At 70.6% G+C, this 22,965-nt stretch carries 20 protein-coding genes, 1 tRNA gene and 1 riboswitch; of the genes, 17 read left to right on the top strand and 4 right to left on the bottom strand.

Translation table 11 applies throughout. The features are described from left to right. Nucleotides 1–204 precede the first annotated feature (204 nt). From L3078_RS18840 to L3078_RS18780, 13 genes are all read left to right on the top strand, one after another. Complete coding sequence (locus L3078_RS18840) at nucleotides 205–876, top strand: hypothetical protein (RefSeq protein ID WP_239755034.1); 672 nt, start codon at nucleotides 205–207, stop codon at nucleotides 874–876. Between the two features lie 44 nt (nucleotides 877–920). Continuing rightward, nucleotides 921–2,414, top strand: a complete 1,494-nt coding sequence (locus L3078_RS18835) for a serine/threonine-protein kinase (protein WP_275593224.1) — start codon at nucleotides 921–923, stop codon at nucleotides 2,412–2,414. A gap of 136 nt (nucleotides 2,415–2,550) precedes the next feature. Continuing rightward, nucleotides 2,551–3,222: a SurA N-terminal domain-containing protein gene (locus L3078_RS18830; protein ID WP_239755033.1), complete on the top strand. Its 672-nt coding sequence runs from the start codon at nucleotides 2,551–2,553 to the stop codon at nucleotides 3,220–3,222. A gap of 111 nt (nucleotides 3,223–3,333) precedes the next feature. Further along, nucleotides 3,334–4,350, top strand: coding sequence for a nucleoside triphosphate pyrophosphohydrolase (locus L3078_RS18825; protein ID WP_239755032.1), 1,017 nt, complete (start codon nucleotides 3,334–3,336; stop codon nucleotides 4,348–4,350). A 126-nt stretch (nucleotides 4,351–4,476) separates the two neighbouring features. Continuing rightward, the gene (locus L3078_RS18820) at nucleotides 4,477–5,769 is read left to right on the top strand and encodes a cytochrome P450 family protein (RefSeq protein ID WP_239755031.1); all 1,293 of its coding nucleotides are present in this window, start codon (nucleotides 4,477–4,479) and stop codon (nucleotides 5,767–5,769) included. 218 nt (nucleotides 5,770–5,987) lie between these two features. After that, the gene (locus L3078_RS18815) at nucleotides 5,988–7,046 is read left to right on the top strand and encodes a LysM peptidoglycan-binding domain-containing protein (RefSeq protein ID WP_239755030.1); all 1,059 of its coding nucleotides are present in this window, start codon (nucleotides 5,988–5,990) and stop codon (nucleotides 7,044–7,046) included. Between the two features lie 182 nt (nucleotides 7,047–7,228). Next, nucleotides 7,229–7,428, top strand: a riboswitch (cyclic di-AMP (ydaO/yuaA leader). A gap of 4 nt (nucleotides 7,429–7,432) precedes the next feature. Beyond that, entirely contained in the window at nucleotides 7,433–8,125 is a 693-nt protein-coding gene (locus L3078_RS18810; protein WP_239755029.1) for a transglycosylase family protein, read from the top strand. A gap of 424 nt (nucleotides 8,126–8,549) precedes the next feature. Next, nucleotides 8,550–9,830 carry a phosphopyruvate hydratase gene (gene eno, locus L3078_RS18805; protein WP_239755028.1) on the top strand — a complete coding sequence of 427 codons (1,281 nt, stop codon included), beginning with the start codon at nucleotides 8,550–8,552 and terminating at the stop codon, nucleotides 9,828–9,830. Nucleotides 9,831–9,949: 119 nt separating this feature from the next. Next, a complete protein-coding gene (locus tag L3078_RS18800; RefSeq protein ID WP_033524878.1) occupies nucleotides 9,950–10,432 on the top strand; it encodes an FtsB family cell division protein in 483 nt (160 codons plus the stop codon). Nucleotides 10,433–10,490: 58 nt separating this feature from the next. Further along, complete coding sequence (locus L3078_RS18795) at nucleotides 10,491–11,021, top strand: DUF501 domain-containing protein (RefSeq protein ID WP_239755027.1); 531 nt, start codon at nucleotides 10,491–10,493, stop codon at nucleotides 11,019–11,021. Then, nucleotides 11,018–11,959 carry a Ppx/GppA phosphatase family protein gene (locus L3078_RS18790; RefSeq protein WP_239755025.1) on the top strand — a complete coding sequence of 314 codons (942 nt, stop codon included), beginning with the start codon at nucleotides 11,018–11,020 and terminating at the stop codon, nucleotides 11,957–11,959. The genes L3078_RS18795 and L3078_RS18790 overlap by 4 nt, the downstream gene beginning before the upstream one ends. A gap of 481 nt (nucleotides 11,960–12,440) precedes the next feature. Further along, the gene (locus L3078_RS18785; protein ID WP_239755024.1) at nucleotides 12,441–13,826 is read left to right on the top strand and encodes an NAD(P)/FAD-dependent oxidoreductase; all 1,386 of its coding nucleotides are present in this window, start codon (nucleotides 12,441–12,443) and stop codon (nucleotides 13,824–13,826) included. 335 nt (nucleotides 13,827–14,161) lie between these two features. After that, nucleotides 14,162–15,463 carry a class I SAM-dependent methyltransferase gene (locus L3078_RS18780; protein ID WP_239755023.1) on the top strand — a complete coding sequence of 434 codons (1,302 nt, stop codon included), beginning with the start codon at nucleotides 14,162–14,164 and terminating at the stop codon, nucleotides 15,461–15,463. A 59-nt stretch (nucleotides 15,464–15,522) separates the two neighbouring features. Here L3078_RS18780 and L3078_RS18775 read toward each other — a convergent pair whose 3' ends face one another. Both L3078_RS18775 and L3078_RS18770 read right to left on the bottom strand, forming a co-directional pair. Next, nucleotides 15,523–18,063 (bottom strand): ABC transporter permease, encoded by a 2,541-nt coding sequence (locus L3078_RS18775; protein ID WP_239755022.1) that lies wholly within the window; start codon nucleotides 18,061–18,063, stop codon nucleotides 15,523–15,525. Between the two features lie 122 nt (nucleotides 18,064–18,185). After that, a complete protein-coding gene (locus L3078_RS18770) occupies nucleotides 18,186–18,956 on the bottom strand; it encodes an ABC transporter ATP-binding protein (protein WP_239755021.1) in 771 nt (256 codons plus the stop codon). Nucleotides 18,957–19,386: 430 nt separating this feature from the next. On the opposite strand from L3078_RS18770, the gene L3078_RS18765 reads away from it, so the two are divergent. The 3 genes from L3078_RS18765 (at nucleotide 19,387) to L3078_RS18755 (ending at nucleotide 20,972) form a co-directional block, all read left to right on the top strand. Then, nucleotides 19,387–19,469 (top strand) — tRNA-Leu (locus L3078_RS18765). A gap of 93 nt (nucleotides 19,470–19,562) precedes the next feature. Beyond that, complete coding sequence (locus L3078_RS18760; protein ID WP_239755020.1) at nucleotides 19,563–19,919, top strand: hypothetical protein; 357 nt, start codon at nucleotides 19,563–19,565, stop codon at nucleotides 19,917–19,919. A 171-nt stretch (nucleotides 19,920–20,090) separates the two neighbouring features. Next, a complete protein-coding gene (locus L3078_RS18755; protein WP_239755019.1) occupies nucleotides 20,091–20,972 on the top strand; it encodes a Bax inhibitor-1/YccA family protein in 882 nt (293 codons plus the stop codon). Nucleotides 20,973–21,080: 108 nt separating this feature from the next. Here L3078_RS18755 and L3078_RS18750 read toward each other — a convergent pair whose 3' ends face one another. Beyond that, nucleotides 21,081–21,311, bottom strand: a complete 231-nt coding sequence (locus L3078_RS18750; protein WP_152169414.1) for a DUF4287 domain-containing protein — start codon at nucleotides 21,309–21,311, stop codon at nucleotides 21,081–21,083. 103 nt (nucleotides 21,312–21,414) lie between these two features. Between L3078_RS18750 and L3078_RS18745 the strand changes: the two genes are divergently transcribed. Then, nucleotides 21,415–21,726 (top strand): hypothetical protein, encoded by a 312-nt coding sequence (locus tag L3078_RS18745; protein ID WP_239755017.1) that lies wholly within the window; start codon nucleotides 21,415–21,417, stop codon nucleotides 21,724–21,726. Between the two features lie 167 nt (nucleotides 21,727–21,893). Here the strand turns inward: L3078_RS18745 and L3078_RS18740 are convergent, their stop codons facing one another. Further along, nucleotides 21,894–22,685, bottom strand: coding sequence for a hypothetical protein (locus tag L3078_RS18740; RefSeq protein ID WP_239760374.1), 792 nt, complete (start codon nucleotides 22,683–22,685; stop codon nucleotides 21,894–21,896). Nucleotides 22,686–22,965: the final 280 nt, after the last annotated feature.

Raw genomic sequence — 22,965 nt, 5'->3', positions numbered from 1 at the left:
CTCACGCCCAGCGGACGGAACCACTCCGCCCGCGACGGCGTGACCAGCACTGCGGTACCGCACATGACCAGCACGCGGTACGGCACATGACCAGCACTGCGGTACTACAACGGTTGTCCACAACCCTGGACCTCATGTCGTGGTCGACCGATACCCTCGGGACGACATCGCACATCCGCTCTCACCAGGCCCTCAGGAGCAGCCATGCAAGGCCACGGCTACGCGCCGACACCGCCCCCCGGCCCCGAGCAGGGGGGCCAGGTCACACTCCGTGTGATCTTCGTGGTGGTCGCCGTCATGAGCTGCGGTCTGCTCGCCTGGGCCTGCCTGCTGCGGCTCGCCTCGGTGACCCGCAGGCCCCGCGACTGGTGCCTGTTCGCCCTGGCGATCATCCACATCATCGTGACGCTCTACATCATCGGCACCGACCCGGGCGAGGAGGAGTTCACCACCTGGCGCGGTGACGTCGGCATGGGTCTGCTCCTCGGCGGACTCGCGGCCATCGTCGCGTACTACCTGTACGCGGACATACGCCACTTCAGCCGCGCCCGGACGGTCCAGGCGTCGCCGTACGCCCAGACCACGCTGTACTCGGGGCAGACCGGGTACGGCACCCAGCCGTCCGGCTACAGCACCCAGCCGTCCGGCTACAGCACCCAGCCGTCCGGCTACAGCTACCCGCCGGTCCAGGTCCCCCAGCCGTACACCTCCAACACCCCCACTCCGCCGGTCCCGCAGCCGCCCGTGCAGCAGCCCCCGCCGCCGCACCAGCAGGCCCCGGAGCCGCAGCGTCCCGGCCCGGCGCGTATCGACCAGGTCCGCGCCGAGCTGGACGAGCTCAGTGACTATCTCCGCAACCACGAGGGAGACCGGTGACCCAGGGGCCGGGGACCGGACGCCTGATCACCGGCCGCTACGAACTGTCCACGCTCATCGGACAGGGCGGCATGGGCCAGGTGTGGACCGCCTACGACCAGCGCCTCGACCGGCGGGTGGCGGTCAAACTGCTGCGCCCGGACAAGGTCGCGGGCCAGGAGGCCGACGAACTGCGCCGCCGCTTCGTGCGGGAGTGCCGCGTCACCGCCCAGGTCGACCACCCCGGCCTGGTGACCGTCCACGACGCGGGCAGCGAGGGCGAGGAACTCTTCCTCGTCATGCAGTACGTCGACGGGGCCGACCTCGCCGACCACCTCGCCGAGCACGACCCCTACCCCTGGCAGTGGACCGTCTCGGTCGCCGCCCAGCTGTGCGCCGTGCTCTCCGCCGTGCACGCGGTACCGATCATCCACCGCGACCTCAAGCCGCGGAACGTGATGGTCAAGCAGGACGGCACGGTCACCGTGCTCGACCTCGGCGTCGCCTCCGTCATGGACACCGACACCACCCGCCTCACCCACACCGGCTCACCCATCGGCAGCCCCGCCTACATGGCCCCCGAGCAGGCCATGGGCGGCGCGGTCGGCCCGTACACCGACCTGTACGCCCTCGGTGTGCTGATGCACGAACTGCTCAGCGGGAACGTCCCGTTCACCGGCTCGACAGCCCTCGGCGTGCTGCACCGCCACCTCTACGAACCGCCGGTCCCGGTCCGCCGACTGCGCCCCGAGGTCCCCGAGAACCTGGAGGCCCTGGTCCTGCGGCTGCTCTCCAAGGACCCGCAGCACCGCCCGTCCTCCGCGCAGGAGACCTACGAACAGCTCCTCCCGCTGCTCCCCGCGCGCGGGATGCCCACCGGCTCCCCGCTCGACCCCACGCGCCCCTTCCTGCGCCCGCACGCCCCGTGGCCGGACCGCGCCCGCATCCCCGCGCCGCAGCCGTCCGCCGCCCCCGACCCCGCGCCCGCCGCCGACAAGCCTGACGTCGCCGGCGCCGTCGACGAGGTCAAGCGGCTCCTCGGCGAGGGCCGGATCACCCAGGCCGTCGACATCCTCGGCGCGATCCTCCCGGCCGCCGCCGCCCAGCACGGCGAGCACTCACCCGTCGTCCGCACCCTCCGCAAGCAGTACGCGGCCACCCTCATGGACGACGGCCAGTACCGCCGCGCCCTGCCCGAGCTGCGCCGCCTCGCCGACGAGCGCGCCGCCGAGGCCGGCCAGGCCGACACGCAGGCCCTGCGCTACCGCTACGACTCCGCCCAGTGCCTCGAACAACTCGGCGAACCGGCCGCGGCCCTCGCCGAGTACCGCTCGCTCCTGCCGTACTACGAGAACCAGTACGTCGGCGGCGACCCCGAGCTCTCCCTCGACGTCCGCCGCCGCATAGGCCACCTGCTCCTCGCCCTCGGCGACCGCGGCGCCGCCCACGAGACCCTCGGCCGTCTTCTGCTCGACGTGGAACGGCTACGGGGACCGGGCCACCCGCTGGCGAACGAGGTCCGGCGCACGTTGCAGTGGCTGGGCCAGGTACGGGGCTGAGCCGGACGGGCACGAGGCGGTGCCGGAAGTCGGCGTGAATCGTTGGTCGAATGGCTGGCCGAGAGCAGGGCCACTGCCTACCATCGATCACCGCAAGACTTTGTGCACCGCCGCACAATCTCCTCGGGAGGCCAACTTGCACCGCCGCCGTCGCACCGCGCTCCTCCTCACCGCCGCGCTCACCGCCGCGGCCCCGCTCCTCACCGCCTGCGGGGGCGACGCCCATCCCGGCGCGGCGGCCGTCGTCGGCGACGACCGGATCACCGTCGCGCAGCTGGAGAGCCGGGTGAACGAGGTGCGCGCCGCCCAGCGCGCCGCCAGCACGGACGAGAGCCAGTACCAGCAGGCCGTCGCCCAGAGCAGCGCCCTCACCCGCAACACCCTGAACGGCATGGTCCTGGAGAAGGTCCTCGACCGGGCGCTGGAGGACGCGGGCGTGACGGTCTCCCGCAAGGAGGTCCAGCAGTACCGTTCCAGCCTGGAGTCGGACGCCGGCGGCGCCGAGGCCCTCGAAACGGCCTATCTGCAGCGCTACAGCGTCGCCCCCGAGCAGCTGGAGGACAGCCTCCGCAGCGATGTCGAGGTCCAGAAACTCGCCACCGCCCTCGGCGCCGACCTGAACAGCCAGGAGGGTGGCGCGATCTTCTGGAAGGCCCTCTCGGACGCCTCCCGGAAACTCGACGTCGACCTCAACCCCCGCTACGGCAGCTGGGGCGTCGACAAGGCCTCCGGCCGCGTGGGCCTGCTGGAGGCCAAGACGCCTTGGCTGAAGGAGGTCACGGGGACGGGGTCGCAGCAGCCTGCGTGACGGGCGGGCCGACCTGCCTCTCCGCAGCCTGCGTGACGGGCGGCCACCCGTCCTCTCCGCAGCCTGTGGATAACTTCCGGGGTCGTCGGTGACGTGGGTTACGTTCGTGGGGTGAACGCACACCGCCCCGACGGCGACCCCGTCCCCACGGCCCCCGAGACGTCGTCCTCCGACCCCGGCCGGGTCGTCCTGCTGACCACCAGCCACCGCGTCGCGCCCGGCCTGCTGTCCTGGCCCGCCTGGCAGGCACTGCACGGGGCGGACCGTGTCCTGTGCGCGGACGAGGCGCACCCTCAGCTCCCCTATCTGCGCGAGGCCGGCGTCACGGTCGAGCGGGCGACCCCGACCGCCGAGGAACTGGTCGACGCCTGCGCCGGCGACCGCACGGTGGTCGTGGTGGCCACGGCCGAGGGCGAACCCCGCCTCACCGACGGCCTCGCCCGCCTCGCCGGCTCGGGCCGCCTGCGGATGCCGTCCCTGGAGCTGCTCCCCGCCTCGTACGATCTCCCCGGCGCCCGCCTCCTCGACCTCGTCCAGGTCATGGACCGCATCCGCGCCGAGTGCCCCTGGTCCTCGCAGCAGACCCACAAGGGCCTCGCCAAGTACGGCATCGAGGAGGCGTACGAACTCGTCGAGGCCATCGAGGAGGGCGACCGCGACGAACTCCGCGAGGAACTGGGCGACGTCCTCCTCCAGGTCGTCTTCCACGCCCGCATCGCCGAGGACGACCCGGACACCCCCTTCTCCATCGACGACGTCGCCGCCGGCATCATCACCAAGCTCATCCACCGCCACCCCCACGTCTTCGGCGACGCCACGGCCACCACCCCGGAGGAGGTCAAGGCGCACTGGCTGCGCACGAAGGCGATAGAGAAACGCCGGGAGTCCGTGACCGACGGCGTCCCCCTGGGCCAGCCCGGCCTCGCCCTGGCCGCCAAACTCTCCTCCCGCGTCCGCACGGCCGGCCTGTCCGTCCCGATACCCCAGGGCCACGACATCGGCTACGAACTCCTCACCCTTGCCGCCCGCGCCGAGGCCGAGGGCGTCGATCCCGAGGCGGCCCTGAGAGCGGCGTCCCGCGCCTACCGCGACGCGATCCGAGCCGCGGAGGGCCTGGACGAGCGCTGACATGCCGCGCAGCGGGAGAACCCCCGACCTGGTGCGAGGGAGGCCGGGCCGCGACGGTGGTCGGAGCTGGCGCGAGGGAGGCCGGGCCGCGACGGCGGTCGTCGGGCGGCCCGCTACCGTCGACGGGTGACCGACCATCCCTCGTCCCTCAGCAGCCCCGCGCCCTCCCTCTTCACCTGGGAGTTCGCCACCGATCCGTACCCGGCGTACGCCTGGCTCCGGGAGCACGCCCCGGTGCACCGGACGCGGCTGCCCAGTGGGGTGGAGGCCTGGCTGGTCACCCGCTACACCGACGCCAAGCAGGCCCTCGCCGACGCGCGCCTGTCGAAGAACCCCGCGCACCACGACGAGCCCGCCCACGCCAAGGGCAAGACCGGCATCCCCGGTGAGCGCAAGGCCGAGTTGATGACCCATCTGCTCAACATCGATCCGCCGGACCACACGCGGCTGCGCCGTCTCGTCTCGAAGGCGTTCACACCCCGCCGGGTCGCCGAGTTCGCCCCCCGGGTGCAGGAGTTGACCGATCAGCTCATCGACCGCTTCGCGGAGACGGGCGAGGCCGATCTCATCCACGACTTCGCCTTCCCGCTCCCCATCTACGCGATCTGCGACCTCCTCGGCGTCCCCCGCGAGGACCAGGACGACTTCCAGGACTGGGCAGGCATGATGATCCGGCACGGCGGCGGCCCGAGGGGCGGCGTCGCGCGGTCGGTGAAGAAGATGCGCGGTTACCTCGCCGACCTCATCCACAGGAAGCGTGAAGGCCTCACCGAGCACCCCGCCCCCGGCGAGGACCTCATCTCCGGCCTCATCCGTGCCTCCGACCACGGCGAGCACCTCACCGAGAACGAGGCCGCGGCCATGGCGTTCATCCTGCTCTTCGCCGGCTTCGAGACGACCGTCAACCTCATCGGCAACGGCACCTACGCCCTGCTCACCCACCCCGACCAGCGCACCCGCCTCCAGGCCTCCCTGGCAGCGGGGGAGACCGCGCTGCTCGAAACCGGCGTCGAGGAACTCCTGCGCTACGACGGCCCCGTCGAGCTGGCCACCTGGCGGTTCGCGACCCGCCCCCTCACCATCGGCGGACAGGACATCGCCCAGGGCGACCCCGTCCTCGTCGTCCTCGCGGCCGCCGACCGCGACCCCGCCCGCTTCGAGGACCCCGACACCCTCGACCTCTCCCGCCGTGACAACCAGCACCTCGGCTACGGCCACGGCATCCACTACTGCCTCGGCGCCCCCCTCGCCCGCCTCGAAGGCCAGACCGCGCTGGCGACGCTCCTCACCCGCCTCCCCGACCTCCGACTCGCTGCGGAGCCGGCCGACTTGCGATGGCGAGGAGGGCTCATCATGCGCGGATTGCGCACGCTTCCGGTGCAATTCACCCCGCAGGGGCGGTCCGAGAGCATTTCGTGAGGCGGCTCGTGAGCGGTACGTAGTAGTACCCGGGCAGCCCGTAGCACTACCGCATTCCGCGACGGAAAATGACACTCCCTCAAGTCTGTGATCTTCACGTGATCTGCGCTGCATTAACTTGTGACAACTGATCGACTCCGGCTACGTTCACACGTCAGTACGAAGGGGTCACCCCACACCCTTCGTACGGTCACTGCTGTCGTGTGAAAGGCAACCGCATGCTCTCCGGGAACGGTCGTCACCGTCGCCCCCGTCAGGCACCCGCCCTCCTGGTCGCGGCCGGAGTGACCGGCTCGGCCATCGCGATCCCCCTGCTCGGCGCCACCGGCGCGAGCGCGGCCAGCGGAACCACCTGGGACCAGGTGGCGGAGTGCGAGAGCGGTGGCTCCTGGAGCGCGGACACCGGGAACGGACGCTACGGCGGCCTCCAGCTCACCCAGGCGAACTGGGAGAAGTACGGCGGCCTCGACTACGCCGCGACCGCCGACCAGGCCAGCCGTTCGCAGCAGATAGCCGTCGCTGAGAAGGTGCTCGCGGACCAGGGCGTCGGCGTCTGGTCCACCTGCGGCCTGCTCCACAACCTCGGCGGCGACTCCGGTTCCGCCGACGTGGACACGGGCGTCGCGGACGACTCGACGAAGTCGGGCAGTGCATCCGGCTCGTCCAGCTCATCCGATTCATCCGGTTCGTCGGATTCCTCCGCTTCGACCGACGGGGCCGATTCGGCCAAGTCCGGCGACTCGGACGACTCCAGCGCGCCCGGCGGCTCGACCTCCGACGCCTTCGACGGGTCCACCAAGGCCAAGACCGGCTCGGGCGCCGACGCCGACTCGGGCGACACGGGTGGCTCGGGCGACTCGGACGGCTCGACGAGCTCCGAGGCCACGAAGTCACCCAAGTCGGACGATTCGTCGCAGAGTGACGACTCTTCGGCCGACGAGAGCGAAGCCGGCACCGGTCGTCACCGCGGCGCCAGCGCCGACGAGAGCCCCGCCGCGGGCACGGAGGCCGACACGGACGCGGCCGACGACTCCCGCGCCGACTCCACCCCCTCCGGCCGTCACGCCTCCCGTGGCGGCGACGCGGCGCGCGAGGGTGTCGACGGCGCCTACACCGTCCGCGCGGGCGACAGCCTGACGCGGATCGCGAACTCGCTCGACCTGGACGGCGGGTGGCGCAAGCTCTACTCCGAGAACGAGGGCACGGTCGGAACTGACCCGGACCTTATCCTTCCCGGTCAGACCCTCGAAGTCGGTGCCGAAACGGGCGAAAAGTAGCGACAGTTCGGGTCACTGTTCGCCCCTTAATGCCCGTTTTGATCTAGGTGGGAGATGAATCACAGACCCCCTGATCGTCTTTGAAATCCGGGCAATCACGTGTTTACGGTCGTGACCGCTCGCCACAGCGGGCCCCTGCGGTCGGTACGCCGAATCCTGCCAACGGCCGCAAGGAACAGTCGTCGCGTCAAGCGCCGTAGGCAGGAGCGGGGGACCCAAGGTAAGTGCCGGGTCCGGTGGTTGCGGCCCTTCGGGGGCGCACGTCCGGAACCGGCTCGGGGTGAAGCCGCGCGAAGTGGGCCGAGAGGCGCACGAGCGCGGCCGGGCAACTCAACCGGCCCGAACCCGACAGCTCACCTCGCAGGCGTCGGTGAGGGGATCTCTCCATGCTGTTTTCCAGCAAGGGCAAGCACCGTCGTCCGTCCAAGGCCGCCCGCGCCATCGCCGTCGCCGGCGTCACCGGCGCCGCCGCCGTCGCCGCCCCGCTGATGGCCGCCGGCAGCGCCTCCGCCGCCACCGCCTCCGAGTGGGACGCCGTCGCCCAGTGCGAGTCCGGCGGCAACTGGTCCATCAACACCGGCAACGGCTACTACGGCGGTCTGCAGTTCTCGGCCTCCACCTGGGCCGGGTACGGCGGCACGAAGTACGCCTCCACCGCCGACCAGGCCACCAAGGCGCAGCAGATCGAGATCGCCGAGAAGGTCCTCGCGGGCCAGGGCAAGGGTGCCTGGCCGGTCTGCGGCAAGGGCCTGTCCGGTGCCGCGTACAACGGTGCCGCCGCCTCCTCCGGCTCCTCGAACTCCGGCTCCTCGCAGCAGAACACGCAGGAGAGCACCAAGAAGAGCACCGAGGACACCCGCGCCTCCCGCTCCTCCGAGCGCGCCACCGTCGAGACCCCAACCGGCAAGAAGGTCAAGAAGGGCGACGGCGAGTACAAGGTCGTCACCGGCGACACCCTCAGCGCCATCGCCGAGAAGAAGAACGTCAAGGGTGGCTGGGAGAAGCTCTTCGAGCTGAACAAGGACATCATCGACGACGCCGACTTCATCTACCCGGGCCAGCAGCTCCACCTGAGCTGACCCCCTGGCGGAGGCGACGGCCACCGCACGCCTGCCGCCCCCACGGCCGCCCCCACGGCCGGGCAGGCGGGGCGGGTTCGGCTGGGCCGAGAAATTCGGGCCGCTTCCCAGCTGAACCACAGCCCGCTCACATCCGTGTCCTCCATAGTGAAGACCTCGTGAGGGCCGTCCCCCCGTCTCTCGCGAGCTCCCCGCCTCGGTGCGCATTCCCCCGTACGCACCGGGGCGGGGCTTTTTCATGTCCGCCCCCTCCTTCTGTTCACTTTCCGGCCCACCCCCCTTTGTTCCGAGCTGGAACAATAGGTACGGTCTCTCTGTCCACGGGACGGTCGGTCGGCTGCCGACGAGCCCGGGGCGGTTAGGCTCTAGTCGCAAGGCCCGCGGGCCCCGCACTTCCGCGTCACATTCCATGAAGGAGATGCTCGTGCCGTCCATCGACGTCGTCGTAGCCCGGGAAATCCTCGACTCGCGAGGCAACCCCACCGTCGAGGTCGAGGTCGGCCTCGACGACGGCAGCACGGGTCGTGCCGCCGTTCCGTCCGGCGCCTCCACCGGTGCCTTCGAGGCCATCGAGCTTCGTGACGGCGACCCGAACCGCTACCTCGGCAAGGGCGTCGAGAAGGCCGTCCTCGCCGTGATCGAGCAGATCGGCCCGGAGCTCGTCGGTTACGACGCCACCGAGCAGCGCCTCATCGACCAGGCGATGTTCGACCTGGACGCCACCGACAACAAGGGCTCCCTCGGCGCCAACGCCATCCTCGGCGTCTCCCTCGCCGTCGCCCACGCCGCCTCCGAGGCCAGCGACCTCCCGCTCTTCCGTTACCTGGGCGGCCCGAACGCGCACCTGCTGCCCGTTCCGATGATGAACATCCTGAACGGCGGCTCGCACGCCGACTCCAACGTGGACATCCAGGAGTTCATGATCGCCCCCATCGGCGCGGAGTCCTTCTCCGAGGCCCTGCGCTGGGGCGCCGAGGTCTACCACACCCTCAAGAAGGTGCTGAAGACCAAGGGCCTGTCCACCGGCCTCGGCGACGAGGGCGGCTTCGCCCCGAACCTGGAGTCCAACCGCGCCGCCCTCGACCTCATCATCGAGGCCATCAAGGAGGCCGGTTACACCCCCGGCGAGCAGATCGCCCTGGCGCTCGACGTCGCCGCCTCCGAGTTCTACAAGGACGGCGTGTACGTCTTCGAGGGCAAGGAGCGCTCCGCCGCCGAGATGACCGAGTACTACGCCGACCTCGTCGAGGCGTACCCGCTCGTCTCCATCGAGGACCCGCTGTTCGAGGACGACTGGGCCGGCTGGAACACCATCACCACGAAGCTGGGCGACAAGGTCCAGATCGTCGGCGACGACCTCTTCGTCACCAACCCCGAGCGCCTCGCCCGCGGCATCGAGGAGGGCTCCGCCAACGCCCTGCTGGTCAAGGTCAACCAGATCGGTTCGCTGACCGAGACCCTGGACGCCGTCGAGCTGGCCCAGCGCAACGGCTTCAAGTGCATGATGTCCCACCGCTCCGGCGAGACCGAGGACGTCACCATCGCCGACCTCGCCGTCGCCGTGAACTGCGGCCAGATCAAGACCGGCGCCCCGGCCCGCTCGGACCGCGTCGCCAAGTACAACCAGCTGCTGCGCATCGAGGAGATCCTCGACGACGCCGCGGTCTACGCCGGCCGCTCGGCCTTCCCCCGCTTCAAGGGCTGACCCGTACAGGGTTAAGGCTTAGCCAGTCGTACGTACGTCCCCGTACCGGTCCCGTACCGTGTGCGGGGACGTACGCGCGTGCGCGCGGGAGAAGGCAGAAGCGGAAGGGGAAGCGGGACATGGCCGTGAAGGACCGGGACCGGGACCGTTTCTCCACCGCGACGCGGCTGAAGGTGCTCGGTGAGCAGACGGCCGCCCGGGTCTACCGCTCCCAGACCAAGCGCCAGGCCCGCCGCTCCCGACTGACCGGCCGGGCCGCGCTGCTCGCCCTCGTCCTCTGCTCGATGATCGTGGCGCTCGCCTATCCCATAAGGCAGTACGTCTCCCAGCGCGCCGAGATCGCCGACATGCAGCGGCAGCGCGAAGAGGCGCGCGAGCGGGTCGAGGAGTTGCGCGACCTCAAGGCGCGCTGGCAGGACGACGCGTACGCCGAGCAGCGCATCCGCGAGCGGCTGCACTATGTGATGCCGGGCGAGACCGGTTACACGATGATCGACCCGGACGCGGCGAAGCAGTCCCGTACGACCCAAGGAGCGGCCGACCGCCCCTGGTACACCAACGTCTGGGACGGGGTCGACAAGGCCGACGCCGCCGACAGCTGAACGGCCACCTTCGTGACCGTCAACCGATGAGCCACACCGAGGACTTGAGTAGCAGGTTATGCAGACCCCTCCGCCGCCCACCCCGCGCACCGAGCCGACCGACGCCGACGTCGAGGCCTTCCAGCAGCAGCTCGGCCGTCCGCCGCGCGGTCTGCGCGCCATCGCGCACCGCTGCCCCTGCGGACAGCCGGACGTCGTCGAGACGGCGCCGCGCCTGCCGGACGGGACGCCCTTCCCCACGACGTACTACCTGACGTGCCCGCGCGCGGCCTCCGCGATCGGCACGCTGGAGGCGAACGGCGTGATGAAGGAGATGACGGAGCGGCTGGCGAACGACCCCGAACTGGCCGCCGCCTACCGGGCCGCGCACGAGGACTACATCGCCCGCCGCGACGAGATCGAGGTCCTGGAGGGCTTCCCCAGCGCGGGCGGCATGCCGGACCGGGTGAAGTGCCTGCACGTCCTCGTCGGCCACTCGCTGGCCGCCGGTCCCGGCGTCAACCCGCTGGGCGACGAGGCGATCGCGATGCTGCCGGAGTGGTGGGCGAAGGGCCCGTGCGTCACGCTGCCCGAGGGGGACGACCAGTGACCCGGGTCGCCGCCGTCGACTGCGGTACGAACTCCATCCGGCTCCTCGTCGCCGACTGCGACCCGACCACCGGTGAACTCGTCGAGCTGGACCGGCGGATGATCATCGTCCGGCTCGGCCAGGGAGTCGACCGCACGGGACGGCTGGCCCCCGAGGCGCTGGAGCGGACCTTCGCGGCCTGCCGCGAGTACGCGGCCGTCATCAAGGAACTGGGCGCCGAGCGCATCCGTTTCGTCGCCACCTCCGCCTCCCGGGACGCCGAGAACCGGGACGAGTTCGTGCGCGGGGTGTTCGACATCCTCGGCGTCGAGCCCGAGGTGATCTCCGGCGACCGCGAGGCCGAGTTCTCCTTCACCGGCGCGACCAAGGAGCTGACGGGGCGCACCGACCTCACCAAGCCCTATCTGGTCGTGGACATCGGCGGCGGCTCCACCGAGTTCGTCGTCGGCGACGACCAGGTGCGCGGCGCCCGCTCCGTGGACATCGGCTGCGTACGGCTGACCGAGCGGCACCTCGTCCGGGACGGGGCGGTGGTCGACCCGCCCGGCCCGGAGCAGATCGCCGCGATCCGCGCCGACATCGAGGCGGCCCTCGACCTCGCCGAGCGGGACGTGCCGCTGCGCGAGGCGCACACCCTGGTCGGGCTCGCCGGTTCGGTCACCACCATCTCCGCGATCGCCCAGGACCTGCCCGCGTACGACTCGGCGGCCATCCACCACTCCCGGATCCCCTACGACCGGGTCCGGGAGATCACCGAGTGGCTGCTGCGCTCGACGCACGCGGAGCGGGAGGCCGTCCCCTCCATGCATCCCGGCCGGGTGGACGTGATCGCGGCGGGCGCCCTCGTCCTGCTGTCGATCATGGAGCGGATCGGGGCGACGGAGGTCGTGGTGAGCGAACACGACATTCTGGACGGCATCGCCTGGTCCGTGGCGTAGCTCGCGGGTGGCCGCCGGGATCCTCCCGGCGGTCGGCGGGCGCCTGTGAGGTGTTGTTTACTACTCGCCGGTAGCCTCGCTTGAGCTGTTCGGATAACGTATGAGCGCGTCCGAGGGGTGCTCCGGCGCCCCTCGTCGACCCGGCGCCGAGAAAGTTCGTGAAGTTCTTCACAAGAGAATCGCCCCTGTTGAGCGATGTTTTGAGGCTCCGCAGAGCGTTCCGGGGATCCAGGGGGTCAACAGGGCGTCCCCGAGCGGGTTTCGCAGGGGTCTCGTCCGTGTGAAACCGAAGGGTGGTCCAGAGCCCTCGGGAGACCGGAACGGCAGTTCACGCGGCCTTGACAACGGTCAAACCCCCCGGTCGGTCCCCTGGTGGAGCGAGGGCCCGGGAAAAGGGGTCGCGCAGTGTAGCAGAGGGGGTGGGGAAGCTTGTGAAGGGGCGCACGAGCGACCCCCGTATGGCGGGTACATACTCGATGGCATGAGCACCACGGAGCGTCCCAGGATCCTCGTAGTAGGCGGTGGGTACGTAGGCCTGTACGCAGCTCGGCGCATCCTCAAGAAGATGCGCTACGGCGAGGCGACCGTCACGGTCGTCGACCCCCGGTCGTACATGACCTACCAGCCCTTCCTCCCCGAAGCCGCCGCCGGCAGCATCTCCCCCCGGCACGTCGTCGTCCCGCTGCGACGCGTGCTGCCGAAGGCGGAGGTCCTCACCGGTCGGGTCACCACCATCGACCAGGACCGCAAGGTCGCCACCGTCGCGCCGCTCGTCGGCGAGGCGTACGAGCTGCCCTTCGACTACCTGGTGATCGCGCTCGGCGCGGTCTCCCGCACCTTCCCGATCCCCGGCCTCGCCGAACAGGGCATCGGCATGAAGGGCATCGAGGAGGCCATCGGCCTGCGCAACCACGTCCTCGAACAGCTCGACAAGGCCGACTCCACGACCGACGAGGACGTCCGCCGCAAGGCGCTCACCTTCGTCTTCGTGGGCGGTGGCTTCGCCGGCGCCGAGACGATCGGCGAGGTCGAGGACATGGCGCGCGACGCCGCGAAGTACTACAAGAACGTGTCCCGCGAGGACATGCGCTTCGTGCTCGTCGACGCCGCCGACAAGATCCTCCCCGAGGTCGGCCCGAAGCTCGGCAGCTACGGCAAGGAGCACCTGGAGGGCCGTGGGGTCGAGGTCTACCTCAACACCTCCATGGACTCCTGCGTCGACGGCCACGTCGTGCTGAAGAACGGCCTGGAGGTCGACTCCAACACGATCGTCTGGACCGCCGGCGTCAAGCCCAACCCGGTCCTCTCCCGCTACGGCCTGCCGCTCGGCCCCCGCGGCCACGTGGACGCGTCGCCGACGCTCCAGGTCACCGGCACCGACTACATCTGGGCCGCCGGCGACAACGCCCAGGTCCCGGACGTCGCCGCCCGCAAGGCCGGCGTCGAGAACGCCTGGTGCCCGCCGAACGCGCAGCACGCGCTGCGTCAGGCCAAGGTCCTCGGCGACAACGTGGTCTCCGGCATGCGGGGCTTCCCGCAGAAGGAGTACGCGCACTCCAACAAGGGCGCGGTGGCGGGTCTCGGCCTCCACAAGGGCGTCGCGATGATCGTCATGGGCAAGATGAAGATCAAGCTGCGCGGTCGCCTGGCGTGGTACATGCACCGTGGCTACCACGGGCTCGCCATGCCGACCTGGAACCGCAAGATCCGCGTCTTCGCCGACTGGACGCTCGCGATGTTCCTCAAGCGCGAGGTCGTCTCGCTGGGCGCGATCGAGACTCCGCGCGAGGAGTTCTACGAGGCGGCGAAGCCGGCGCCGGTCGCTGCCGCTCCGGCCAAGACCGAGGAGAAGGCCAAGGCGTCCTGACGTCTTGACCGCTCGCTCTGAAGGGCCTCCCGCCATCCGTGGTGCGGGGGGCCCTTCGGCGTGCGCGTGACAACTCGGGGGTTCGGGGTGCGTTGGCGGGTGCGGGTGCGTGGGGCTTCCCGCGCAGTTCCCCGCGCCCCTAAAAGCACAGGCCCTGCGGGCCTGAAAAGCACGGGGCGCAGCCCCGGCTTTTCAGGGGCGCGGGGAACTGCGCGGCCAGCCCCCACGCGCCCGCACCCGAAGAACACACCTCCCCACGGGAATACGGCACAGCCCCGCAGGTGATTACCGTGGCGTTGGACATTCCGGGATCTGTTGTCACGGAGGTGTGCGCCATGCAGGACGCCGCGTCGCGGCTGAAGACCCTGTTCGAGCAGTTGTCGGGGACCCCGCTCCCGGTCCGGCTGCGGGCCTGGGACGGATCGACGGCCGGACCGCCGGAGGCCCCCGTCCTCGTGGTACGCAACCGCAGGGCCCTGCGCCGACTGCTGTGGAAGCCGGGCGAGCTGGGTCTGGCCCGCGCCTGGGTGGCCGGTGACCTCGGTGTGGACGGCGACCTCTACGCGGTACTGGACCTCGTGGCCGGACACGTGTGGGAGCGGGACGAGGACGCCCGGAGCCTCGCCGACACCCTGCGCGACCCGCGCGCACGGGCGGCCGTCAAGGACCTGCTGAAGCTCGCCGGCCCGGCCGTCCTGCTGCCGCCCGAACCGCCCCGCGAGGAGGTCCGCGCCCGCCACCGGCACACCAGACGCACCGACAGACGAGCCGTCAGCCACCACTACGACGTCGGCAACGACTTCTACGAGGCCGTCCTCGGCCCGTCGATGGTGTACTCCTGCGCCTACTGGTCCGCCTCCGACGGCACCACCCCCCTCGAAGCCGCCCAGCACGACAAGCTCGATCTCATCTGCCGCAAACTCGGCCTGGGGCCGGGGCAGCGGCTCCTCGACGTCGGCTGCGGCTGGGGCTCCATGGCCGTGCACGCGGCCCGCGAGTACGGCGTCCACGTCGTCGGCGTCACCCTCTCCCAGGAGCAGGCCGCCTACGCCCGTAAGCGCGTCGCCGACGAGGGCCTCACCGACCGCGTCGAGATCCGCGTCCAGGACTACCGCGACGTCACCGACGGGCCCTACGACGCGATCTCCTCCGTCGGCATGGCCGAACACGTGGGCGCGGACCGGTATCTGGACTACGCCGAGAACCTGTACCGGCTGCTCGGCCCCGGCGGACGGCTGCTCAACCACCAGATCTCCCGGCGCCCGCAGCGCGACGAGAGCACGTACTCCGTCGACGGCTTCATCGACGCGTACGTCTTCCCGGACGGCGAACTCGCCCCCATCGGCACCACCGTCACCCAGCTCGAACGCGCCGGGTTCGAGGTCCGCGACGTGGAGTCCCTGCGCGAGCACTACGCCCTCACCCTGCGCGCCTGGGTCACCAACCTCGAAGCGCGCTGGGCGCACGCCGTCGCCCTGGTCGGCCCCGGCCGCGCCCGCGTCTGGCGCCTCTACATGGCCGCCTCCGCCCTCGGCTTCGAACGCAACCGCCTCGGCGTCAACCAGGTACTGGCCGTACGGCCGCCGGAAGGGGGTGCGTCGGGCCTTCCGCTCAGGGCCCGGACCTGGGGCGCCTGAACGCCCGGACGGGGGCGCGTACGGCCATGTACGCGCCCCCGTCCGTATGTCCGCCTCGGCTACTCCGACTTGATCGCCGCGAGCATGTTCAGCTTCGCCGCGCGCCGGGCCGGCCACAGCGCGGCCAGGATGCCGACGGTGGCGGCGAGCAGGAGGAAGACGGCCATCCGGGCCCAGGGGAGGACCAGTTCGTACGTCGGCATCCTGCTGGCGACGAGTTCGCCGGCGGCCCAGCCGAAGAAGACGCCCAGGCCGATGCCGAGGACTCCGCCGAAGAGGGAGATGACCAGGGACTCCAGACGGACCATCCGCTTGATGCCCCGCCGGTCGAGACCGATCGCACGGAGCATGCCGATCTCCTGCGAGCGCTCGAACACCGACATCGCCAGGGTGTTGATCACCCCGAGGACGGCGACGATCACGGCCATGGCCAGCAGGCCGTACAGCATGTTCAGCATCAGCGTGAACATCTTCGCGATGTCGTCGGAGAGGTCCTGTCCGCTCTGGACCTTGATCGCCGGGTTCTCGCCGAGGGCCTTCTCCAGCCGGTCCTTGGCGGCGTCGGAGGCACCGGCCGAGGTCTTCACCATGACCATCATGTCGGCCGGGTCGACCTCGGCGGGCAGCCGCGCGTCGAGCGTCCTGTTGTCGAGGAGGATGCCCCGGATCAGCTCGTTGTTCTCGTAGACCCCGGCGACCGTCAGCTTCTGCTTCCGGCCCCCCTCGAACCCGGCCGTGAACTCCGAACCGGTCTTCCAGCCGCGCCGCTCGGCGGTCTCCGCGTCCACCACGACCTCGCCGCCGCCGACCTTGAACCGTCCGCTGTCGAGGGGGAAGTCGGTGAGCTTCGCGATGGCCGCGCCGTTGACGCCCGTGAGGTACTCGGTCTCGTCGCCGATCCGGGACTCCGCGTTGCGCAGCGGCGAGACGGCGGTGACGCCCTCGGTCGCGGCGAGCTTCTTCTCCACGTCCGGGGAGAGGAAGTTGCCGTTGGCCATCGAGACGACGTAGTCCGCCTTGATCGCGTCGGCGGCCATCTTGCCGATGGACTTCTGCAGGCTGCCCGCCATCACCGTCATGCCGGTGATCAGCGTCAGACCGATCATCAGCGCCGAGGCGGTCGCGGCGGTACGGCGCGGATTGCGCACGGAGTTCTGCCGGGCGAGCTTGCCGGAGATCCCGAAGACCCGCATGAGGGGCGCGGCCGCCGCGATCAGGGGGCGGGAGAGGAGCGGGGTGAGGACGAAGACGCCGATGATCAGCAGGACCGCGCCGAAGCCCATCGGGGCCTGACCGTCCGAGCCGTCCATCGTGGTGGCGTACAGGACGGTGGCGACGCCCGCGCCGGAGAACAGCGCGCCGATCGTGTTCCGTACGACGAGCGACTTGGTCGTCGCCTTCGCGTGCACGCTGCTCATCGCGGCGACCGGCGGGATCTTCGCCGCGCGGCGGCCCGGCAGCCAGGCGGCCAGCATCGTGATCAGCACGCCGACGAGCAGGGCGGTGGCGACCGTGCCGGGGGAGACCACCAGCGGCCCGGCGGGGACGGTCTCACCGAGGGAGCCGATCAGGGCCCGCATCCCGGCGCCGATCCCGACGCCGGCGGCGAGACCGGTGACGGCGGCGACCGCGCCCACCACGAACGCCTCGATCAGCACGGACCGCGTCACCTGGCGGCGGGAGGCGCCGACCGCGCGCAGCAGCGCCAGTTCCTTGGTGCGCTGGGCGACCAGCATCGTGAAGGTGTTGGCGATGATGAACGTGCCCACGAACAGGGCGATCCCGGCGAAGACCAGCAGCCCGTTCTTCAGGCCGCTCATCTGGGCGGCGATCTGCGTGGCCTGGTCGTCCGCGAGCTGCTGACCGGTGGTGGTGTGGGCGGCGTCCTTCGGCAGGACCTTGTCGACGGCCTTCTGCAACTGGGCCTGGCTGGTGCCCGGCGCTGCCGTCACGTTGATCGTGTCGAACTCGCCCTCCATGTGGAAGAGCTTCTGCGCCGTCGCCGTGTCGAACAGGGTGAGGCTGCCGCCGGCGGCGACATTGCCGTCGTCCGTCGTGAAGATCCCGCTGATGGTGGGGGTGAGGACCGGGCCGTCGACGGACAGCCGCACGGTGTCGCCCACCTTGTACCCGGCCCGCTTCGCGGTCTCCGAGTCGATCGCGATCTCGTCCGCGCCCCGGGGCGCGCGGCCGCCGTCCTGGAGGGGATACCGGGGGTCGTCCGTCCCCCAGAAGTTCCCGCCCTGCGACTGGAAGCCGCCGCCGATCAGCTTGCCGTCCTTGCCGGCGAGGGCGGTGAACCCGCTCACCACACCGAACGCCGACTCGGCGCCGGGCACCCGCTCGACCTTCTTCAGCAACTCCGGGGTGAGCTTCGGCTGTTCGGCGACGGTGTCGCCCTCGTCCGGCTGGTACTCCGACCGGATCGCGACGTCCACGTGGTCGAAGCCCTTGGCCGAACTCTTCTGGAGCGCGTCCGAGATGGTGTTCGTGAAGACCAGCGTGCCGGACACGAAGGCGACGCCGAGCATCACCGCGAGCACGGTCATGAGAAGCCTGGCCTTGTGCGAGAGCACGTTGCGCAGGGCGGTACGGAACATGAAGGGGTCCCTGTTTCGGGGTCGGGGCGGCCGAGGCCGGAGTGGGCCGAAGGAGGCTGGAGCGGGCCGGAGGAGGCCGGAGTGCGCGAAGGGGCAGTGGGAGCAGAGGGGGGTGAACTCCTCTAGCTCGTCCGCCCCTTGGTGTCGAACCTCTTCATCCGGTCCAGCACCAGGTCCGCCGTCGGCTCGTGCATCTCGTCCACGATGCGCCCGTCGGCGAGGAAGATGACGCGGTCCGCGTAGGCCGCGGCCACGGGGTCGTGCGTCACCATCACCACGGTCTGCCCCAACTCCCGTACGGAGTTGCGCAGGAAGCCCAGCACCTCGGCGCCCGAACGCGAGTCGAGGTTTCCGGTGGGCTCGTCCCCGAAGATGATGTCCGGCCGGGAGGCGAGCGCCCGCGCCACGGCGACGCGCTGCTGCTGGCCGCCGGAGAGCTGGGCGGGCCGGTGGCTCAACCGGTCGGCGAGGCCCACCATGCGGATCACGGTGTCCAGCCACTGCTTGTCCGGCTTGCGGCCGGCGATGTCCATCGGGAGGGTGATGTTCTCCAGCGCGGTCAGCGTCGGCAGCAGGTTGAACGCCTGGAAGATGAAGCCGATCTTGTCCCGGCGGAGCTTGGTGAGCTGCTTGTCCTTCAGCGAGCCCAGTTCGGTCTCGCCGATGCGGACGGAGCCGGCCGAGAAGGTGTCGAGGCCGGCCACGCAGTGCATCAGCGTGGACTTGCCGGACCCGGAGGGGCCCATGATCGCGGTGAACTGGGCCTGCCGGAAGTCGACGGTCACCTGGTCCAGCGCGACGACACGGGTCTCGCCCTGTCCGTAGACCTTCGACAGTTCCGTGGCGCGGGCGGCCACGGCGGTGGAACGGTCGGCGAGGGGAGTGGTGGTCACGGGTGGGAACTCCTGTCGGGACGACGGCGCGTGTCGATTCTTGGACGGCTCCATCGTCTCGGCGGAGGGGCGCCGTGTAGTCAGCCGCTGTTCCGGTTCCGGGGGCAGACTTCTGACGGACCGGCGGGGGGCTCGTCATACCTGGGGATGACGGTCGGCTCCGACCGGGGTGTGGGGGACATGACCGACACGAGTCACCGCGTCACCGCGTGTGTGCCGGGTGGGGCCGCTCGTTCGGGCGGTGAAATTCCGTCATTCCGCGCGCGGCCGGTCCTGCCGTCCGTAAGGCTATTGGCAAGTGCGGATGGCGTGTTCCGTGGGCTGATGCACCCTCAGACGTCAATAAAATAAGACAACATCGGTCCGCTCTTCGACTGTTCGGGGGAGGCGTCCCGATAGGCTCGGGACCGCAGCGCGGAGCCCATGGCCTGCCCGGATGGTGGAATGCAGACACGGCGAGCTTAAACCTCGCTGCCCCTCGCGGGCGTACCGGTTCAAGTCCGGTTCCGGGCACCTCCGACCAACCCAGCACATTTCTCCCCACACCCCCACATCCCTTCCCCTACCTGAGGTGCACCTCACCGGCCCCGGCCGCACCCTGTCCTCATGGCGATCGGTGCGGGGATCGGGTTCGCCGCCGGTGACGATTCCCGGGGTGGCGGCGCCGCCCGACCGACGGTGGCACGCGCGCTGGGGGCCGCCGAGAAGCCGACGGGCGACGGGATCCCCGGGGACGGCACCTTCATCGTGGGGGAGGACATCGAGCCGGGTGTCTGTCGCACCGACGGGCCGCAGGGTGGGGTCGTCACGTACTGCTCATGGGCGCGGCTGAAGGGCACCACCCACGAGGCGGAGGACGTCATCGCGGCCGACGGTGGGACGGGGCCCGACAGCGTGACCGTCAAGGCGAGCGACCAGGCCTTCACCGCCAGTGGCTGCGAGCGCCGGGAGCGGGTCGCGTGACGTGGGTGGGGGTGGGTTTGGGTTGAGGGGGGTGGGGCGGGGAATCAGGGGGACGCGTAGCGTGTTCGATGTCAGGGCAGGGGAAAGATCCTCCCCAAGCACTAGGGTCATTCTTTTGCCTACCTATTACTCTTGAGCCAAGGCCACGCAGGGTGGCCATGGAGGAGTGAAATGAGGAGCAGCAACCCGGTCTTCTCGCGACGGGGGTTCAGCCGCGACAACGGCTACGCGGGCTTCAACACCGCGCCGCAGGCCGGGGGAGCAGCTGTCGGCACCCAGGGCAACCCCTACGCCCAGCAGGGCGGCAACCCGTACGCGACGAACCCGTACGCCCAGCCGGGCGTGCAGCCCGGCACCCCGCCGCAGGCTCCGGCCCGCACGGGCGCCATGACCATGGACGACGTCGTCATGCGCTCGGCCATGACGCTCGGCACGGTCGTCGTCGGCGCGGTCCTTGCCTGGGCCCTCCTGCCGGTGTCGCCCACGAGCTACGGCCTGGCCATCGGCGCCGCGCTCATCGCCTTCGTCCTGGCGATGGTGCAGTCCTTCAAGCGCAAGGCCTCGCCCGCGCTGATCCTGGCGTACGCCGCCTTCGAGGGTGTCTTCCTGGGCGTGCTCAGCGAGATGTTCAACTCGCAGTGGAGCGGCGCGCCCTTCCAGGCGGTGCTCGGCACCATGGCCGTCTCCGGCGCCACCCTCCTGGTCTACAAGGCGGGCTGGATCCGGGTCACCGCGCGGTACGCCCGCATCGGCATGACCATCGCGATCGCCTTCATCCTCGTCATGGCGGTCAACCTGCTGCTGGTCGTCTTCGGGCTCGCCCCCGACGGCGGACTGCGCAGCATGGGCCCGCTCGGCGCGATCGTCGGCATCCTCGCGATCCTGCTCGGCGCGTTCTTCCTGACCCTCGACTTCAAGCAGATCCAGGACGGCATCGCCTACGGTGCCCCGCGCGAGGAGGCCTGGCTGGCCGCGTTCGGCCTGACCATGACCCTCGTGTGGATCTACATCGAGATGCTCCGCCTGGTCGCCATCTTCAGCGGCGACGACTAGATCGAACAGGTCGCGCCGATCGCACGGATCGCGCCGATCTGGCGGGAACAGTGATGAAGGGCCCCCGAACCTCGCGGTTCGGGGGCCCTTCATGGGTTCTCGGCGGCTTCACCGGAGCTTCCGCGCGGCCCTCCTCAGGTCGTACTCGTGAATGATCGCTTTGGCGTGTCCGTACGCGAGGTCGTACTCGTGCCGGAGCCAGCTGACCTTCTCCTCGAAATTGAAGAGAGCGGGGCCTTCGTCGACTTTGCGGAGCCAGTCGGAGACTTCGCGACCGGTGCAATGGGGGATGCGGGCGAGCAGGTTGCGATGGGTCTCCTCGGAGAAGACTTGGGACATCGGCGCCTCCGGACGAAAGGGAATGTAAGCCGGTCCTTCAGGTCACGTTGCCTGAGTGGCGGCCTGTTGGCAACAGTCCGGTTCAGGCGCGTACGCTCGCGGCGTGCTTGATACGACGCCGTTGACCCGTGCCGTGGATCATTTCGCCGACCGGCTGCGGGCGGCCCCGCAGAGCCGGCTGCAGCGGAGTGCCGCCGCGGAGGCGCTGGGGCTGGCCAGGGAGTTGGCACTGCGTGCCCAGCGGCTGGAGACGCCCGAGGGGCCGTTCCACGAGATGCCGGACGCGGGCATGTTCGCGGCGGCCGATCAGGTCATGGTCGCGGGTAATGATCTCGCGCTGGTGCTGGCGGACGAGGAGGCGCTCGCGGAGGCCGTGGCACTGGTGGAGGAGGCTCAGCGGCGGGCCGGGGTGTGAGACGAGCCCTCACGGGGTGCGCCGGCGCCCACGGGGGAGGGGGGCGCGCGTTCGTCGGCGGGTGCGGGCCCGGTGGGGCGTCTCGCGCAGTTCCCCGCGCCCCCTCGGGGCGCGGCCCTGCTCGGCGACGGAAACGGCGCCCCGGGCGAGCCAGGGAGTCTCGGCGTCTACAGGGACGCGATGACCCGGTCCGCCAGTATGTAGACCATGTCGTCGCCGCACTCGAACGTGAGGGTGTACGCGCCGGAGATGCCCGAGCCGCCCAGGAGGACCGGGGTGTCGCCGGTCTGGAGGGCCGTGGCGAGGCGCTCGGCGGTCTCGCGGTGGCCGGGGGTCATGCACAGGGTGGTGCCGTCGGCGAAGACGTAGACGTCGAGGGTGCCCAGGGGGCCCGGGCGGACGTCGGCCAGCTCGGTGCGGGACGCGGCGAGGTCCTCCAGGCAGGCGACCGTGCGCTCGTGGTCGTTGGCGACAGGTGACTGCACCGGCACGAAATCGGGGTGCGAGGGGTGGCGGCGGCGGGCCGCGGCCAGCTCGGCGGAGTCCCCGGCGAACTCGTCGCTCTCCAGACCGGGCTCGATCACCGGCTCCAGGTGTTCCAGGTGCTCCAGGCCCGCGAAATCGGACTGCCGGGGCAGGAACAGCTCGCTCTCGGGCAGCCCCAGCAGCGGCGGCGTGTCGGTGACGTCACGGGACTCCTGGGCGGCCCAGAAGGCCCGGGCCTCGGCGAGCTCACGCTCCCGCTCCTCGGCGAGGGCCTCGGCGACGGCGGCGCGTATCTCCTCGGTATCGGCGGCCGGACGGGCGGCCGGCACCAGGGCGCGTGCCCCGGCGGTCCGGCTCTCGGCCAGCTCGGTGCGCAAGGCAGCGACCTGTCGGCGCAGACCCACGAGGGTGCGCAGGACGGCGACGCCCACGGCGGCGGTGGCGGCCGTGGTGAGCAGCAAGGCGATCGGCATGGCGCTCACTGACGTACTCCCGGTTCAAAGTCGACCCCCGACTTCCTACATCAGCTTGAAGGGCGGACTAACCAGCTGTCAGTGCGTAACGTCACGAAACGGGCAGGAAACTTGCCCCGATGTTTGGTGGTGAAACGGCTCTGAGCTGCGTAAATCGCTCTCCGGGGGGAGATAGGTCACATCCTGGGGGAGATTGGATCACAAAACGGCCCGGAGTCCCACGGATTCCGGGACTCCGGGCCACAGCATCACGGTGCGCTTCCGTGCGGTCACGGCTCCA

It is taken from the genome of Streptomyces deccanensis (assembly GCF_022385335.1).
In the GTDB taxonomy this organism is placed as follows: domain Bacteria; phylum Actinomycetota; class Actinomycetes; order Streptomycetales; family Streptomycetaceae; genus Streptomyces; species Streptomyces deccanensis.
Note: the sequence above shows the minus strand (reverse complement) of the source record. Positions and strands in the feature narration are given on the sequence as shown.